The sequence below is a fragment of the Caballeronia jiangsuensis genome (assembly GCF_046030135.1).
Classification (GTDB): domain Bacteria; phylum Pseudomonadota; class Gammaproteobacteria; order Burkholderiales; family Burkholderiaceae; genus Caballeronia; species Caballeronia jiangsuensis.
Genome location: NZ_JAQQDB010000049.1, coordinates 17549 through 34496, shown reverse-complemented (window position 1 = coordinate 34496; position 16948 = coordinate 17549). Strand labels below are relative to the sequence as shown.

The following is a 16948-nucleotide window of genomic DNA, read 5'->3' as shown; positions in this document are numbered from 1 at the left end:
TGGAAAGCTTAGAAGCAAACGGAATAAGGGACTCGCAAGGATAGCATCGCAGGGCGGCGCTGCGGGCACGCTTGCGACGAGTACAAAAAAAGCCCGGCGTTTACAGCCGGGCTCCGTTCGATGCTCCGCGCGTCACCACTTCGGCGCGAAGGGCGGATTCGCGTGGCGCTTGCCTTCGTCGAGCGCGTCGATCTTCGCGATGTCGTCGGCGCCGAGCTTGAGCTTCTGCGCATCCCAGTTGGCCTGCTGATGCGCCGGATTCGTCGATGCCGACAGCACCACGATGTCGCGCGACAGCAGCCAAGCGAAGGTCACCTGCGCGGGCGTCGCGCCGTGCTTCTCCGCGATCGCCTTGAGCGTCGCGTCGGTATGCGCGCGGCCTTCGCCGAGCGGCATATACGCGGTCACCTTCACGCCGAGCTGCTGCGTCGCATCGACGAGCTTGCGGTTCGCGAGAAAGGGGCTCACTTCGAACTGGTTCGTGACGATCTCCTTGCCGCCCGGCGCCTTCAGCGCTTCTTCGAGCAGCGGCGCGGTGAAATTCGACACGCCGTAATGACGGATCAGACCGAGCTTCTGCGCTTCCTGCATCGCCGCGAGCGTTTCGGCGATCGGCACAGCGCCATCGGGCGACGGCCAGTGGACGAGCGCGAGATCGATCGTGCCGATATCGAGCTTCGCGTGACTGTCCTTCAGGCTCGCGACGAGCGCATCGCGCGAGAGCCGCTCCCACCAGACTTTCGTCGTGACCCAGATGTCGTCGCGCGGCACGCCGGAATCGCGCACGCCTTGACCGACGGCCGCCTCGTTGTTGTAGAACTGCGCGGTGTCGATATGACGGTAACCGATCTGCAAGGCGCTCTTCACGGCGTTCGTGGTTTTCGCGGCATCGACGCGGAACGTGCCGAGACCGAAGGAAGGAATCGTTTCTACCATGCTGGCTCCTGGTTTGCGTTGGGATTCGAGCGGTTCAAGCGTCCTGATCGAGTTCGGGATAGTGCCTGAAAATGCCCGACTCGTTGAACGGGATACGCCGTTCCGAATCGACATAGGCCGCGATGTTCGGCCTTTGCAGCACCGCGTCATGGATTGCCGCGACGCGCGGATACTGTGCGCCGAACTTCTTCATCGCGCGCGGAAAGGCGTAATGCAGACCGTCGACGATCTGGAAGATCGAAAGATCGACGTAAGTCGCCGCATCGCCGATCATCTGCGTGTCGCCGTGCGGGTTCTGCTTCAGCACGCGCTCGAAATACTTCATGAATTTCGGTACGCGCTTGTCGAGAAAATTCTGTGTGCGGATTTTTGCTGCGTCCTTCTGATCCTCGTAGTAGAGATCGGTCGCGAGCGGATGATGCGTGTCGTGCACTTCCATGACGAAATCGGCGATCGTCAGTTGCAGGCCATGCGCGACGTAGCGCAGGCCTTCGTCCTTCGGCGCGAGTTTCAGCTTCGGTCCGAGATACAGCAGGATATTCGCGACATGCGGCACGATCAGCTCGCCGTCTTTCAGAAACGGCGGGGCGAAAGGGATGTGCGGCTCGGTCTTGCTGTTCAGGACTTTCATCATCGCGTCCATGCCGTAGCCATGCGTTTTCGATTCGCGGGCGACATCGATGTATTCGGCACCGGCATCTTCCAGCGCGAGCCGGACGAATTCGCCGCGGCCCTGCAATCCGTCCCAGTAGTGGAGTTCGTAAGCCATGAGAAAAGGCTCCTCGTCGAGGCGTGCCGCATCCGCGGCGACGGTTGAGTGTGCGCGTTTTTTGGCGTGCTGCGAAACACGCGTACGAAATGGCGAGCGAGCAACACGCGTTCCTGTTTCGCGGCGACGCCATGAATCGGCGCGGATCGTGCCAAAATCGATGTTTTGGGTTTTCGACGCAGCGGAGAAGGGATGGACAAGCAAGGCTTCACCACAGGCATCGTCCACGGCGACAGAAACGTGGGCGTGGAACATGGCGGCGTACATCAGGCGATCCACACATCGGTCCAGTACGGATTCGAGCGCGTGGAGGATCTGATCGGCGTCTTTCAGGGCACGAAAAAGGGCGGCTTCAATTACGCGCGCCAGGGCACGCCGACGACGGCCGCGCTCGAACGCAAGATCACGAATCTCGAAGAGGGCGTCGGGTCGATCTGCTTCAGCACCGGCATGGCGGCGCTGACGGCGGTGTTCCTCACGCTGTTGCGCGCGGGCGATCATGTCGTGTCGAGCCGCTACGTGTTCGGCAACACCAACAGCCTCTTCGGCACGCTGCGAACGCTCGGCATCGACGTGACGATGGTCGATTCGACATCGGCCGCGAACGTCGCGAGCGCGATCCAGCCGAACACGCGCATGGTGTTCGTCGAAACCATCGCGAATCCGGGCACGCAGATTCCCGACCTCGCGGGCATCGGCGAACTGTGCCGCGAGCGTGGTCTCGCGTATGTCGTCGACAATACGATCACGTCGCCCGCGCTGTTCCGGCCGAAGGCGGTCGGTGCGAGTCTCGTCGTCAATTCGCTGACGAAGACCATCGCCGGGCATGGCGCGGCGCTCGGTGGCGCGGTGACGGACACGGGCCTCTTCGACTGGAGCCAGTACCCGAATATCGCCGATGACTACCGCCGCTCGCCGTCGAAGGAGCAAGGGCTTCTGCAGATCCGCAAGAAGGGGCTGCGCGACATGGGCGCGTCGCTGTCGTCGGAGCAGGCGCATTCGATCGCGATGGGCGCGGAAACGCTCGCGCTGCGCGTTGCGAAGTGCAGCGAGAATGCGCTCGCGCTCGCGCAGTTTCTGGAGCAGCACGAGGCTATCGGGCGGGTGTTCTATCCGGGGCTGAAGAGTCATCCGCAATACGAGATCGCGCAGGCGCTGTTCAAGGGCGCGTCGTGGCTGCTGTCGTTCGAGTTGCGCGATGCCGGCCGCATGATCGACGTCGTCAACGCGCTGCAATTGCCGATCAAGGCGACGGGTCTGGGCGACACACGCACGCTGATCATTCCCGTCGCGCCGACGATCTTCTACGAAGCCGGCCCGGAAGTGCGCAAGTCGATGGGCATTTCGGACGGCATGCTGCGGTTGTCCGCGGGCATCGAGGATATCGACGATCTCATCGCCGATTTTGAACAGGCGCTCAGGCTCGCGGTGTAATCGGAGCATGGGCGCGATTTAAACCAAGCTTTCAAATGCACGCTATGAGGTTTAAAGGCCGCATCAAAATGCAAGGAAGCTTGCTTATTCATTAACTATTTAATTCGGATTTGGATTAGGGCCACAACGCAGGTGGTGCGGCATAGTCGCGATGGTGAATAGGGAAACGTTCGGGACCCCGTTCACTATCGAGGCCAGCAAGAATGAGAAAAACAGCAGTTGCGCCGCTTTGCGGGAAGCGGCGGCGGGCGCTTTGCATCAAGCGCCTTATTGTCCTATCAGGACTCCAGACGATCCTTGTTGCAGCGCCTTGTCCGGCCGAAAGCCTGCCTGAGCTTTTGCAGGAAGCTGCACAGCATGACGCCAAATTCGCAAGCGCCGACGCGCAGTTTCGCGCGGCCATACAAAAAGAACCGGAAGCAAGAGCGGCGCTATTGCCTCATCTGGGGCTGAGTCAGTCCGTCTTCCGCAACGGCATCTTTGTTCCGGGCAAATCCCCCGAATCGTATTCGACGCTCGGCACGAGCCTGTCGCTCAATCAAGCTGTTTTCAAGTGGGATGACTGGCAGTCCTATCAGGAAGGCAAGCTCAGTGCGATATCCGCCGGCTTTGGACTTGCGGCGGCACGGCAGGATCTGCTTCTGCGCACCGCGCAGGCCTATTTCGACGCGCTCGCCGCCCAGGATCAGCATGTCCTTGCGCGCGAGCATGTCCGTACGCTCGACGAACAACTGGCCATCAGTCAGCGCGGATTCAACCTCGGCACTGCCACGATCGTGGACCTGAACGAAGCGCAGGCCGGTGCGGACGCGGCGCAATCCGATCTCGTGCATGCCAGTGCGGAGGTACTGAAGCGCTATGCGGCCATCGAGAAGATCGTGGCGCATCCGGTCACCGACGTCGATGCCTTCGCTCCAGACGTGAGCGCGCCCGCAATCGGCGCGGATGGCGCCGATCATTGGGCGGATACCGCGCAACGCGAGTCTTTCGACGTGAGGCAGCAGGAGATCGCGCTCGAAATCGCAATGCGCGAGGTGAGCAAGGTCAATGCGGGCTACCTGCCGAGCGTATCGATCGTCGGCAACATCAACCACGGAAATGCCGCTTTCATCAACGGCCAGACCAGCTTCTACACGGGCGCCAACCGGGCAAGCTCGGGCGAAATCGGCATTCAGATAAACATTCCCCTCTTCGACGGCTTACAGACGTCCAGCAAAAAAGCCGAGGCGCTGGCATTGCAGGACAAGGCACGGGGCGATCTCGAGGACGCTCGACGCTCGGCCGCTCTCGACGCGCGTGAGTCGTTCCTCGCGCTGCAAGAAAGCGTTGCGCAGATCGCCGCGTTGCGCACGGCCCAACTGTCGGCGGAAACGTCGCTCAAATCGAATCAGAAGGGATTCAAGGCGGGCGTGCGCATCAACGCCGATGTGCTCGGCGCGGCGGAGAAGCTTTTCACGACGCGGCGTGATCTTGCGAAAGCCCGTTACGACGCCGTGATGCAGTTTCTGCGCTTGCGGGCAAGCGTTGCTCGACTGGACGAGACGACACTCGAAGACCTCGCGAATGCTTCGGTGAAACATTCGGAAGCGCAACAGAAATGAACGGATCCATTTTGCACGCGATCAGACGACATCTCATCGTCGCCGCGTCGTTCGGTGTCGCCAGCAATCTGCTCGTGCTCGCGCCTACGCTTTATATGCTGCAGGTCTACGATCGGGTGCTGCCTAGCCGGAGCATCGAAACACTCCTGATGCTGATCGTTTTCATGTGCATTGCATTGGGCATGATGCTGTGTGTCGATGTCGTGCGTGCGCGCATTCTGAGCCATCTCGCGCGCGAGATCGGCGATCGACTCGATCGTCTTGCGCTGGCCGCGCGGGTCGAGATGCAGGCACGTCGTGCGTCCACACATGCGTTGGCCAACCCCTCCGATATCGCGGCGCTTCGTTCGTTTCTGTCGGGCGCCGGGGTCATCGCCCTGATGGATCTGCCCTGGCTCGTGTTCTATCTCTTCATCATGTTTCTGTTCCACTGGTCATTGGGATTGATCGCCATGTCGAGCGCGGTGCTGCTGATCGGGCTTGCGCTCGTCAACGACCGGTTGACCGAGGCGAACATTCGAAGCAACACGGCGCGTCAGCGGGAAACCGAGCAGCTCTACGCGCAGATCAACAGGAACGCCGAAATCGTGACGGTCCTCGGAATGAACACTGCGATGATCGACGCCTGGTCCGAGCGTCGACGCATCGATGTCGACGCTCAGACATCGGTAGCGGACGTGTCGGCGCTCAATCGGAATATTGGCAAGATTGCACGGCAGGCGATTCAGGTGGCGATGATGGGAACCGGCGCGTGGCTCGTCATCAATCAATTCGCGACGGGCGGCGTCATGATGGCGACGACGCTGCTGCTCGGCAAAGCACTCGCACCGATCGATCAGATCATCGGAAGCTGGAAACAGCTGACCGAAGTGCGGCAAGCGTGGAGCCGGCTCAACGCGCTCTGTTGTCAGCCACCCGCGCCTCAGACGGTCGCTTTGCCACGTCCCGCCGGTCATCTGAGTAGCGATGTCATCGGCTTCAGCAGCAGGGAGATCGGCGATCCGCGCGGGCGCGCGCTGCTCGGGAATGTGCGCTTCACGCTCGGGGCCGGGCAATTGCTGGTGATTGTAGGTCCGAGCGCTTCCGGCAAGTCGACGCTGCTGCGCCTGCTTGCGGGCATCTGGAAGCCGCATGCCGGCGCGATTCGACTCGATGGCGCGAACATCGCCCAGTGGCCGCGAGAGTCGCTGGGTCGATTCCTTGGCTACGTGCCTCAGGACGTCGAGTTGTTTGGAGGAAGCGTAGCGGCCAATATCGCTCGTGATCCCGACGCGTCACGGCATGATTCGGCGGCCATCATTCTCGCGGCGAAACGAGCGGGCGTGCACGACATGATTCTCGCCTTGCCGGACGGGTATCAGACGCACATCGGTGATTCCGGACTGGCCTTGTCGGGCGGGCAGCGGCAGATGATCGCTTTCGCACGGGCGCTCTTCGGCGACCCGCGCCTCGTGCTTCTCGACGAGCCGAATTCGAACCTCGATGTCGAAGGCGAACGTCGGCTCAATATGGCGTTGCAGGCTCTGAAGCGCGACGGCGTGACGGTCGTGGTGGTGACGCATCGTCAAACCGTGCTTGCGCTTGCTGATCGCGTGATGGTGATGCGCGCGGGCGAGATCGATTGCTTTGGCACACGCGAACACGTGCAAGGATGGATGCAATCACGCATGAAGCCGGCCGCTGCACCTTCGCACGAGTCCCGGCAGGAGACGCCCGCGTCATGAGAACTCGTATTGTGATGAGCGTGTATCGGGCGGTGTGTCGCCTCGCCCGGCGCAGCGTGATGCGTTCTGCCGTCCCGGCTCCAGGGCTCGCCTTGCCACGCTGGGTGATTGCATTCGGGTGCCTCTCGGTTTTCGTGGGCACGTGCGCGATGGGTGTCTGGGCAGCGGTTGCGCCGCTGTCCGGGGCTGTCGTGGCCGAAGGTATGGTCCGCGACGAAGGTGAGCGCAAGACCATTCAGCATCAGGAAGGCGGCATCGTCCGGGCGATCCTCGTGAAGGACGGCGACCGCGTCAAGGCTGGCCAGGCGCTCGTCATGCTCGATGACGTGCGCCCCAACGCCGAAATGACCGCCCTGCAAGCGCAACTGGACGATGAAGAAGCGAAGGCGGCGCGTCTGACTGCGGAGCGAGACATGCAAAGTTCGATCGCATTTTCGCAGCGCCTGCTCGCACGGCAGAGCGATCCTGCGGTCGCTGCGCAGTTGCAACGCGAGCGCACGCTGTTCGATTCGGAACGTCGCGCATTTGACGATCAACTCGTTCTGTTGCAACAACAACTTGCTCAAACACGTCAGGAAACGGAAGCGGAACGCGCACTCGTGGGCACCAGTGAGCAGAGCCTCGGCATCGCGAAGCAGGAGTTGCATGTCAACGAGCAGTTGCGAACCGAAGGCTATGTTACGGAAACCAAAATGATGGAGCTTCGTCGTGCTGCTGCCGACTATCAGTCACGCCAGCAATCCGATACAGCGGAGCTGATTCGATCGCGGCAGCGACAAACGGATCTCACCCTCAAGATCGCCTCATTGCGTAACGACTATGTTCGATCGGCCGATACTCAACTCAAAGAATGCAAGGAAAAGACTGGACAGATCGAAGAGCAGTTGCGTCCCGCGCGGGACATGGATGCACGAACGCACATTGTCGCGCCGGTGGCCGGGGAAGTCGTCGGACTGAGAGTGCATACGATCGGGGAAGCAATCGGCCCACGTGATCCTATCCTCGACCTCGTGCCGTCTGGAACGCCGCTGATCGTGGAGGCGAAGATCAAGCCCGATTACGTCCGCGAGATCGCTATCGGCAGCGAGGCCGATGTGCGACTGACCGCGTACAACCCGCGAACGTCGCCGGTTCTCGAGGGGAAGGTCGCCTATCTTTCGGCCGATTCGCTTGCGGATCGTGACAATCATCAGCAGTTCTACGTAGCTCGCGTGGAGATTTCGGCGCAGGCGCTGGCACGAGCGAATCGGTTGGCGAAGGAACCGGTGGTGCTGGGGCCCGGCTTACGGGCGGAGGTTTTCATCAGGACGCGTACGCGGAGTGCGTTTGAGTATTTGCTGGAGCCTGTCAGGGATGGGATTCAGAGGTCGATGCGGGATTGAGTTGAGCTTGCTCGCGATCAAATTCAAAACGGGAGGTGGATTTTTGTGCCGTTAATCAAGATGCGTATTTGGTTGTATTGCTTGAGTTTAATCGCTGCTTTATCCGGATGTGGGTCCGCCGGAATGGCGAGCGCAGACAATCCGGACTTGGCGGCGGCAATCCGCGACATCGTGGATCACGGTCAGCTCGATGACTATAAGTATGTGGCTCAAAGACTCGGCATCAATATCAAGGCGGGGCCATTGGAAACGCTTTCGGATCCGGAGACACATAACTACCGGGGGGACCGGATGGAGTTTTTCACAGATGAAAGCATAACGGCCAGGTTCTCTGTGATGCCAAATGATTTCAATTATGGACTCTCTAGGGCGAGTGGGGGAAACAAGTATCGAGGGGGATTGTCGATATACCACTTAGGGTCCAAAAGCTGTATCGATGAAGCGTCTATGTTCAAAGCGTTCGGATTTGCAAGACCTTTTCTCAACCCCGATGTTCCGGTCAAAATCTTTCGATATTTCATTAAGAGGGGGCAGAGTTATGACTTAGGTGTAATGTTCGATCCTTCAAATGAAAAGTGCGCAAACGCTTTCTATCTTTTTCAGAATCGATTTGACTAGGTGAATAACTGTGCCGACTGAGACCCGCAATCATTGGTTGAAAAAGATGCTCCTGCTGATGAATTCGGCATGTCTGATCACGGTCTCCGCCTGCTCTGGGGCAACGGATATCGCCCGTCATGACGGTTCATGGAGCGGTCTTGTTTCAACTATACATAATATAGCGAGATACGGGGATCTTGGTGACTACAAATATACCTCGAAAGAGCTTGGAATCGACTTTGCCCTTAAGGCCAAAAAGCCAGTTTTTAGGCTGGGCGTGAAAACAAATATCCTTTCCATAAGCTATGAGGCTATGTCGCCGTCCAGTTATTACGGGAAGTTCATAGATCAGAGCAAGGTTGTCTATGTACTCAATAGAAGTCGCGACCAAAATCCAAGCTTCATGCAAATCCCAATTCGACCAGACGCAGAATGCCTGACGCAAGAAAGATTGACGGGCGCTGTGGGTGGCGAGGGATGGAACGAAAGGCTGTCGTACGAAGCGCATGTTCGGTACGATTTTATTTCGAAGAGGAATGATAATGTAATTGTGATTTATGTTTTTTCTAGGCAAACACGTTGCCTTGAGTTCATTAATATCGATCAAAATAAGTTGTCGGAGTAATTATGTCGGCTATACCTCAAATTTCAGGAAATGAAGCCTTTTGGGGCCCGTTGAAGGGACAACTCTCAAAAGATACACTTGATGAGATAAACAAAAGTTCCACACTTGTGAACGAACTACTTCAGTATGGTGCGGCGGCGGCAAGTGGTGATGGAACGATCCAGCCAATGACCGTTAATCTTGAGCAGGCTGGACTATTACAGTTCACAGGACACCTTGTGGAGTTCGGAATAAACTGGGCATCATGGTCGCCAGAGCAATTTGTTGGTAATCTAAGCCATGAAATCGGCCACTTTGTGAACCTGGAAAATGACAACCAGTTTTTTAACAGTCTGCAAATCAACGCGGATGACCCAAACGCCGGTGCACTGTATAGTGCGGTAGGTTTGCGGGCGGAAGGGGAGGCAGTGTATAACAACTGGCTCGTCCAGCAGGAAATCGTGCAAAAGGGCGGAAGCGCCATTTACATTAATGGCGACGCTGGACCAAATGGTAAAATCGATCAGACACTAAAATCGTTGCATGCGTCCGACATGGCCAATGGACTCGATTCGGCGCAGGACATGAACGCAATGATCGAAACTGCCGGAAAAATGTTTGCAGGATTGCATCTTAGCGGAACAGATCCCTCGGAGACCTACGCGGACCTATATGCTGCCCACGGGGGCGAAATATTCAACGAGATGGGTATTGCGTCAGGGAAGGCTCTACCTGGCGCGATCACCGACGTTGATTTTACGGATTCAGGACCGAACGGCGATTTTTCATCGGTTACGGAAAAATTCAGCAACGGCGACTCCACCTCTCTCCATTTCAGCAATTCTTCTCTCGCTTCCTCGGTTGAGACAGACCAGTCGGGCAATATTATTTCTCAAACAATATATGCGCGGAACGGAAACGGCAGCTACAACGCAGACATCTACGATGCTCAAGGGCGCTTGACGAACGAAGATCAATTTCACGCCGACGGGTCTGAAGTTGCCTTCCAAATCAACGTCGACGGCTCCCAAGCAGCAACCGTCTATAACGGCTCAGGGAAGGAAACCGAATACGCCACCTTCGGCACCGACGGCAAGAAAACCCTCGACGCCTTCTTCGACCCCACAAACGGCCGCGAGACACAAGAAAATCACCTCAACGCCGACGGCAGTCAGGTTGACTACACGTTGAATGCAGACGGTTCGCAGAATGCGACCGTCTACAACGCTTCTGGCCACGAAACCGAGTACGGCGTCTTTGGCGTCGACGGCAAGAAGACTCTGGACGTATTCTTTGACCCCACCACCGGTCGCGAGACACAGGAAAATCACTTCAACGCGGACGGCAGCCAGACCGACTATCTGCTAGATGCAGATGGCTCACATAACGCAAACGTCTATAACGCCGCCGGCCAGCAGACCGAACACGCGGCATATGGCGCGGACGGCAAGATGACGCAAGACATTTTCTTCGACGCCGGCACGGGTCGAGAAATCCAGGAAAACGACGTCAACGCCGACGGCAGTCAGATCGATCACGTCTTCAACGCCAATGGCACGCAGAACGCCATCGTCTATAGTGCGTCGGGCCACGAGACCGAGTACGCGACATACGGCGTCAACGGCAAGATGACGCAAGACGTCGTCTTCGACTCGAATACGGGCCGAGAACTGCAGGAAAACGACCTTAACCCCGACGGCAGTCAGATCGATCACATCTTCAACGCCAACGGCACGCAGAACGCGACCGTCTATAACGCGGCTGGCCACGAGACCGAATACGCCACGTACGGCACGAATGGCAAGATGACGCAGGACGTCTACTTCGACGCAAGCACGGGCCGCGAAACGCAAGAAAACGACATCAACGCCGACGGCAGCCAGGTCGACTATATTTTCAATACGAACGGCACCCACAATGCGATCGCCTATAACACGGCTGGCCACGAAACCGAATACGCATCTTTCGGTACGAATGGCAAGATGACGCAAGACGTCTTCTTCGATTCGAACTCGGGCCGCGAGATGCAAGAGAACGACATCAACGCCGACGGCAGCCAGGTCGATCACATCTTCAATACCAACGGCACGCAAAACGCGACCGTCTATAACGCGGCTGGCCACGAGACCGAATACGCCACGTACGGCACAAATGGAAAGATGACGCAGGACGTCTACTTCGACGCAAACACGGGCCGCGAAACGCAAGAAAACGACATCAACGCCGATGGCAGCCAGGTCGACCATATCCTGAACATCAATGGCACCCAAAACGCGATCGTCTACAACAGCGCTGGCCATCAGACGGAGCAGGCGTCGTTCGATACCGGCGGGAAACTGACTCAGGACATCATCTTCGACGGAAGCACCGGGCGCGAGTTGCAGGAAACCGACTACAACAGTTCGGGCGGTGGCGTCGCACATGTCTTCAATACGGATGGAACGCAAAACTCAGCGGTCTTCGATCCGTCCGGGCGTGTGTCCGAGTATGCAACCTACGGCAAAAACGGCCAGATCACGAGCGACGCTTTCTTTGACGCAACCGGCCGCGAAACTCAATTAAACGAATACTCGAATACGCAGACCATCGTCAGAACCTTCGGTGCGGACAATTCACAGACAGCTACCGTCTACAACGCATTCGGGAACGAAATCGAGTTCGCGAAGTTCAGCTCGGCCGGCCAGAAAACGGACGACTATTTCTTCGACCACACAACAGGGCGGGAGACGGAGTACGACAAGTACGGCAACGATGGCAGCATGATTGCCCACTTGTTCAACACCGATAACTCGCAAGACGCCATTATTTTCAACGGCAACGGTCAGGAGATCGAGTACGACGCTTTCAACAGCAGCGGTCAACTCACAGGCTTCACTCAGTTCACGTATGGAGCAGGCGGCGGCTATGACGCCATTGCCTACGGACCGACGGGCTACGAGACCGGTTGGGCCGACTACGGCGGCAACGGGATGGTCATGTCATCGGGAGGAAATGCTTACAACTTCTCTCTCAGCGACGACTATGGAAGCGGCGAGGACGACTGGGATTGGGGGTCGTTCAACAACGACTTTGGCTACGGAGGAGACTTTGGATTCAACTGGTGACGTGGCGCTGCACTTTGACATGCCAGGGCTGATTCGTTAGTCGGGCAATACATATGCCGCTCAATGCGGCATATGTATTTAGGACTCGCAAGAAAAATCACTATCTTTCACGAAGCGCGCGCGTAGTAGATGTTCTGCGGATGCCGCGCTTCGGCAAAGAAGAACCATCGCTCGGCGACGAGCCCCAGATACTGCGTGACGAAGGCGAGACCGAACAGCGCCACGGACTGCGCGCCGATCCCCGCCAGCATCAGCACGAAGGGCACACCAAACGCGCCGACGAGAAACGTCCACTTGATGCGCTTGATCGCTTCAGCCGATCGTCCGTGAAAGAACTCGCGCAGATTGAACGCGCCCGCCGTGAAGCCGCGCGATTTCTGAACGACGTTCGGCCCCTTGATGCCCGTCGCGCTTTGCACGGTCGATTTGGGCCGCAAGCGGGCATTGCGCCTGAGCGAGGCGACGCGCGTCGCGCAGCCCGCGAGCGTCAACGTGCAAGCGCAAGCCGCGAGACCCGCGGCCGACGACGGCGCGAGCCGCGCGGCGCATGCGGTCGCGAGCGTGAAGCCGGAGGCGCAGCCGAGCAGCACGAAGTTGACCATCGTGAGCGGCGTCGCCCATTCCTGCAGGAAGCGCAGGCACGCGTAGATCATCGCGGTGCAGACGAAAAGCGCCGCCGACGCAATCACCCCGATCACGCCGATCACGAGCGACCAGGGCGTGCCGAGCCAATGCGCGACGCCGTACAGCGCATCGCACGCGAGAAACGCGGGCAGGCACAGGCATTCGCGCGAGAGCCACGACGTACGCCACATCGCGATTGCACGCCAGGCGCGCTCCGGATGGCCGAGATGAAAGAACGACGCGAGCAGCCCGAGCGCGCCAAGCACGACCGACAATGCCGCGCCGACGAAAAAGAACATCTGCGAAGGCGCGCCGGTCAAGCCGAGCTTCGCGAATAGTTCGACGCCGACGAGCGCGATCAGCAAGCCTTGCGCGGCGCCGCTCAATGTCGTGAGAAACACGACGGAAAACGCGGGTTTCATGGTTGAGCTCCGATGAAAAGTCAGACGCGCACGGCCATCGCCGCGAGATTCAGGTCGCCGTGTGTTTCGGGCGCGGCTTCATCGGCGGAATGACAGCCGCACGAACCGCCGCTACTGCACGAGTTCACCGGACGCCGCGGCAAATAATGATTCGCGGGCTTCGTCTCCCATTCGGGCATCAGCTGATAGCCGCCGCGTTCCGCGATCGCTTTCGACACCACCGAATCCGGATCGTGGATATCGCCGAAGAGCCGCGCCGACGTCGGGCACGCGAGCACGCATGCGGGCTTGCGATCGCGCTCGGGCAGCGCCTCGTTGTAGATGCGATCGGCGCACAGCGTGCACTTCGTCATCTCCTTGCGTTCTTCGTCGAGCTCGCGCGCGCCGTATGGACACGCCCACGCGCAGTACTTGCAGCCGATGCACTTGTCGAAGTCCACGAGCACGAGTCCGTCTTCCTTGCGCTTGTAGCTCGCGCCGGTCGGACAGACGGGCACGCACGGCGGATCCTCGCAGTGCAGGCAGGACTTCGGAAAGTGGATCGTGTCGGCGAGCGGAAACTCGCCCGCTTCATAGGTCTGCACGCGGTTGAAGAAGGTGCCGGACGGATCGGCGTCATAAGGGCGCTGATCCGCGAGGCTGCCCGCTTCGCCGGACGTGTTCCACTCCTTGCAGCTCGTCACGCACGCGTGGCATCCGACGCAGACGTTCAGGTCGATCACGAGGGCCATTTGAGTCATGATGGTCTCCTTCAGTTGCCTGGGTTTCGCTTGATGACATTGCGCAAACGCGCCGCAAACTCGCCGCGCCCGGCGAAATACGTCTGCACGACGCGCTGGATCGGACCCGGCATGCCGGGCGATGGGCGCATCGGTGCGAATTGCGGCAGCGTGTGGCTCGCATCGGCTTCGGCTGGATAGACACGCACGCGCACGTCGTACCACGCCGCCTGACCGGTGATCGGGTCGGAGTTGGAGAAGCGCGTGCCTTCGTTCGCGGACGGCGGAAGCTCGTCGGTGATGAGGTGATTGAGCAGGAAGCCGCGTTGCGATTCGTTGGCGTCGGGGCCGAGACTCCACGCGCCCGACGCCTTGCCGATCGCGTTCCATGTCCACACCGTGCCCGGCTCGACCGCCTCGCTGTAACGCGCCATGCAGCGCACCTTGCCCCATTGCGATTCGACGTAGATCCAGCCGCCATCCTCGATGCCGTTTGCCATCGCCATGCGCGGATTCATGTACAGCAGGTTCTCGCCGTGAATCTGCCGCAGCCACGCGTTCTGCGAGTCCCACGAGTGATACATCGCCATCGGGCGCTGCGTGACGGCCGCGAGCGGGTACGCCTTGAGATCGGTCGTATCGAGTTCGAGCGGCGCGTACCAGAACGGCAGCGGATCGAAATACTGTTCGATGCGCGCGCGCAGATGCTCGGGTGGCTGGCGGCCTTTCGTGCGCCCCTGCGCGGCGAGGCGGAACTTCTGCATCACGTCGGAATAGAGCTGGATCAGGATCGGCTCGCTGAACTTGCGAAAGCCCTTGTCGACGGCGAACTGCAGATAAGGCCCGTTGCAGTTGCGCATGTATTGCAGCGATTCGGGCAAGGTGTAGTGATAGACGCAATCGTGCTTCGCGTACTCTTCCCACTGGTTCGGATTCGGCTCGCCGACGAGCGCGTCCTTGCCATCCTTGCCGCGCCAGCCGATCAGAAAGCCCACGCCTGATCCGGGCGCCGTCTGATGATTGATGATGAAGTCCGGATAGTCGCGATACTTGCGCGTGCCTTCTGGCGTCGTGAAGGCTGGCAGCTTCAGGCGGCTGCCGAGTTCGACCAGCACTTCCTGAAACGGCCTGCATTCGCCCGTGCGCGGCACGACCGGCACACGCACCGAATCGACGGGACCGTCGAACTCGGAGATCGGGCGATCGAGCATCGACATCGCGTCGTGACGTTCGAGGTAGGTCGTGTCGGGCAGGATGAGATCGGCGAACGCGGTCATCTCCGACTGGAACGCATCGCATACGACGATGAACGGAATCTTGTACTCACCGTTATCGTTTCTGTCGGCGAGCATCTTGCGCACTTCCATCGTGTTCATCGACGAGTTCCATGCCATGTTGGCCATGAAGATCATCAACGTGTCGATGGGATAAGGATCGCCGCGCCACGCGTTCGTGATGACGCTGTGCATCACGCCGTGCACCGCGAGCGGATAGTCCCACGAGAACGCCTTGTCGATGCGCACGGGCGTGCCGTCATCGTGAATGAAGAGGTCTTCGGGCGCGGCCGGCCAGCCGAGCGGGCCGCTCGCGAGCGGCGTGTTCGGCTTGACCTGATCGGGATGATTCGGCGGTTTGGCGGACGGCGGCACCGCGCGCGGAAACGGCGACTTGTGACGGAAACCGCCCGGCCGGTCGATCGTGCCGAGCAGCGACATCAGCACCGCGAGCGCGCGGATCGACTGGAAGCCGTTCGAGTGTGCGGCGAGCCCGCGCATCGCGTGAAAAGCGATGGGATTGCCCGTCACGGTAGCGTGCTTTTTGCCCCAGCAGTCGGTCCATTCGATCGGCAGCGTGATCTTGTGATCGCGGCCCACCTGAATCATTTCGGCGGCGAGACGTTTGATCGTCGCGGCGGGAATGCCGGTGATGTCGCCGGCCCACTCGGGCGTGCACGATGCCACCTGCTCGCGCAACAGTGCGAAGGAGGGCGCAACGGGCGTGCCGTCGTCGAGCGTGTAGCGGCCATCGAGCGCGGGCTCGGCGTCATCGGCATGATGCGCGACCGCGCGATTCGTTTTCGTGTCCCACCACAGATGATTTTGCGGGAAGAGCGGATTCGACTCGGGCGTCTCGCCGTCCTTCACGAAAAGCCCGAAGGTATCGCTCGCTTCGTTCATGTCGAGCAGTTCGGCCGCGTTCGTGTAACGCGTGACGAACTCGTGATCCCACGCATCGGCGGCGATCAGTTCGTGGATCAGCGCCATGAAGAGCGCGCCGTCGGTGCCGGGGCGGATCGGCACCCATTCGTCGGCGATGGCAGCGTAGCCCGTGCGGATCGGATTGATCGCGATGAAGCGCCCGCCCGCGCGCTTGAACTTCGAAAGGGCGATCTTGAGCGGATTCGAATGATGATCTTCCGCCGTGCCGATCATGAAGAAGAGCTTCGCGCTATCGAGATCGGGGCCGCCGAATTCCCAGAACGAGCCGCCGATCGTGTAGATCATCCCGGCTGCCATGTTGGCCGAGCAGAAGCCGCCGTGCGCCGCGTAGTTGGGCGTGCCGAAGTTCTTCGCGAAGAGGCCGGTCAAAGCCTGCATCTGATCGCGGCCCGTGAAGAGCGCGAACTTCTTCGGATCGGTGGCGCGCAGATGTGAGAGACGTTTTTCGAGCGTGTCGAGCGCGACCTCCCATGAGACCGGCTCGAATTGCGCTTCGCCGCGCAGTGCGCCGGGTTTTCGCATCAGCGGCTGCGTGAGGCGCGCGGGCGAGTACTGCTTCATGATGCCCGACGCGCCTTTCGCGCAGATCACGCCTTGATTGAGCGGGTGGTTCGGATTGCCGTCGATGTACCGGACTTCGCCGTCGCGCAGATGCACGCGGATGCCGCAGCGGCATGCGCACATGTAGCACGTCGTGGTCTTGACTTCGAGCTTTTCGTTCTGGGTACGAGCGCCGTGTTCCATGAGTGCTCCTCCAAAAGCGTTTCGCGCGAGGGGGACACTCGCGCGATGGGTACTTCAGTGCTTCGA

12 protein-coding genes are annotated in these 16948 nt (G+C 59.6%); 7 read left to right on the top strand and 5 right to left on the bottom strand.

What is annotated here, in order from left to right; genetic code table 11:
- Positions 1–132 precede the first annotated feature (132 nt).
- Together PQR08_RS33380 and PQR08_RS33375 are read right to left on the bottom strand one after the other, a co-directional pair.
- Positions 133–936 carry an aldo/keto reductase gene (locus tag PQR08_RS33380; RefSeq protein ID WP_250483666.1) on the bottom strand — a complete coding sequence of 268 codons (804 nt, stop codon included), beginning with the start codon at positions 934–936 and terminating at the stop codon, positions 133–135.
- Between the two features lie 34 nt (positions 937–970).
- Entirely contained in the window at positions 971–1705 is a 735-nt protein-coding gene (locus PQR08_RS33375; protein WP_250483665.1) for a glutathione S-transferase, read from the bottom strand.
- A 192-nt stretch (positions 1706–1897) separates the two neighbouring features.
- On the opposite strand from PQR08_RS33375, the gene PQR08_RS33370 reads away from it, so the two are divergent.
- The 7 genes from PQR08_RS33370 (at position 1898) to PQR08_RS33340 (ending at position 12154) form a co-directional block, all read left to right on the top strand.
- On the top strand, positions 1898–3139 hold the full coding sequence (locus tag PQR08_RS33370; protein ID WP_250483664.1) for a cystathionine gamma-synthase family protein: 1242 nt from the start codon (positions 1898–1900) through the stop codon (positions 3137–3139).
- A gap of 203 nt (positions 3140–3342) precedes the next feature.
- The gene (locus PQR08_RS33365; protein ID WP_250483663.1) at positions 3343–4740 is read left to right on the top strand and encodes a TolC family outer membrane protein; all 1398 of its coding nucleotides are present in this window, start codon (positions 3343–3345) and stop codon (positions 4738–4740) included.
- Complete coding sequence (locus tag PQR08_RS33360; RefSeq protein WP_250483662.1) at positions 4737–6464, top strand: type I secretion system permease/ATPase; 1728 nt, start codon at positions 4737–4739, stop codon at positions 6462–6464. Before PQR08_RS33365 ends, PQR08_RS33360 begins: the two co-directional genes overlap by 4 nt.
- Positions 6461–7846, top strand: a complete 1386-nt coding sequence (locus PQR08_RS33355; RefSeq protein ID WP_250483661.1) for an HlyD family type I secretion periplasmic adaptor subunit — start codon at positions 6461–6463, stop codon at positions 7844–7846. Before PQR08_RS33360 ends, PQR08_RS33355 begins: the two co-directional genes overlap by 4 nt.
- Positions 7847–7969: 123 nt before the next feature.
- Positions 7970–8464: a hypothetical protein gene (locus PQR08_RS33350; protein ID WP_250483660.1), complete on the top strand. Its 495-nt coding sequence runs from the start codon at positions 7970–7972 to the stop codon at positions 8462–8464.
- A 37-nt stretch (positions 8465–8501) separates the two neighbouring features.
- On the top strand, positions 8502–9071 hold the full coding sequence (locus PQR08_RS33345) for a hypothetical protein (RefSeq protein WP_250483659.1): 570 nt from the start codon (positions 8502–8504) through the stop codon (positions 9069–9071).
- Between the two features lie 107 nt (positions 9072–9178).
- The gene (locus tag PQR08_RS33340; RefSeq protein ID WP_408163759.1) at positions 9179–12154 is read left to right on the top strand and encodes a hypothetical protein; all 2976 of its coding nucleotides are present in this window, start codon (positions 9179–9181) and stop codon (positions 12152–12154) included.
- 107 nt (positions 12155–12261) lie between these two features.
- On the opposite strand, the gene PQR08_RS33335 is transcribed toward PQR08_RS33340, so the two are convergent.
- Genes PQR08_RS33335 through PQR08_RS33325 form a run of 3 tightly spaced genes read right to left on the bottom strand, consistent with a single transcriptional unit; the run spans position 12262 to position 16882 of the window.
- Complete coding sequence (locus PQR08_RS33335; protein WP_250483657.1) at positions 12262–13200, bottom strand: dimethyl sulfoxide reductase anchor subunit family protein; 939 nt, start codon at positions 13198–13200, stop codon at positions 12262–12264.
- Between the two features lie 20 nt (positions 13201–13220).
- A complete protein-coding gene (locus PQR08_RS33330; protein WP_250483656.1) occupies positions 13221–13940 on the bottom strand; it encodes a 4Fe-4S dicluster domain-containing protein in 720 nt (239 codons plus the stop codon).
- A gap of 11 nt (positions 13941–13951) precedes the next feature.
- A complete protein-coding gene (locus PQR08_RS33325) occupies positions 13952–16882 on the bottom strand; it encodes a molybdopterin oxidoreductase family protein (RefSeq protein ID WP_250483655.1) in 2931 nt (976 codons plus the stop codon).
- Positions 16883–16948: the final 66 nt, after the last annotated feature.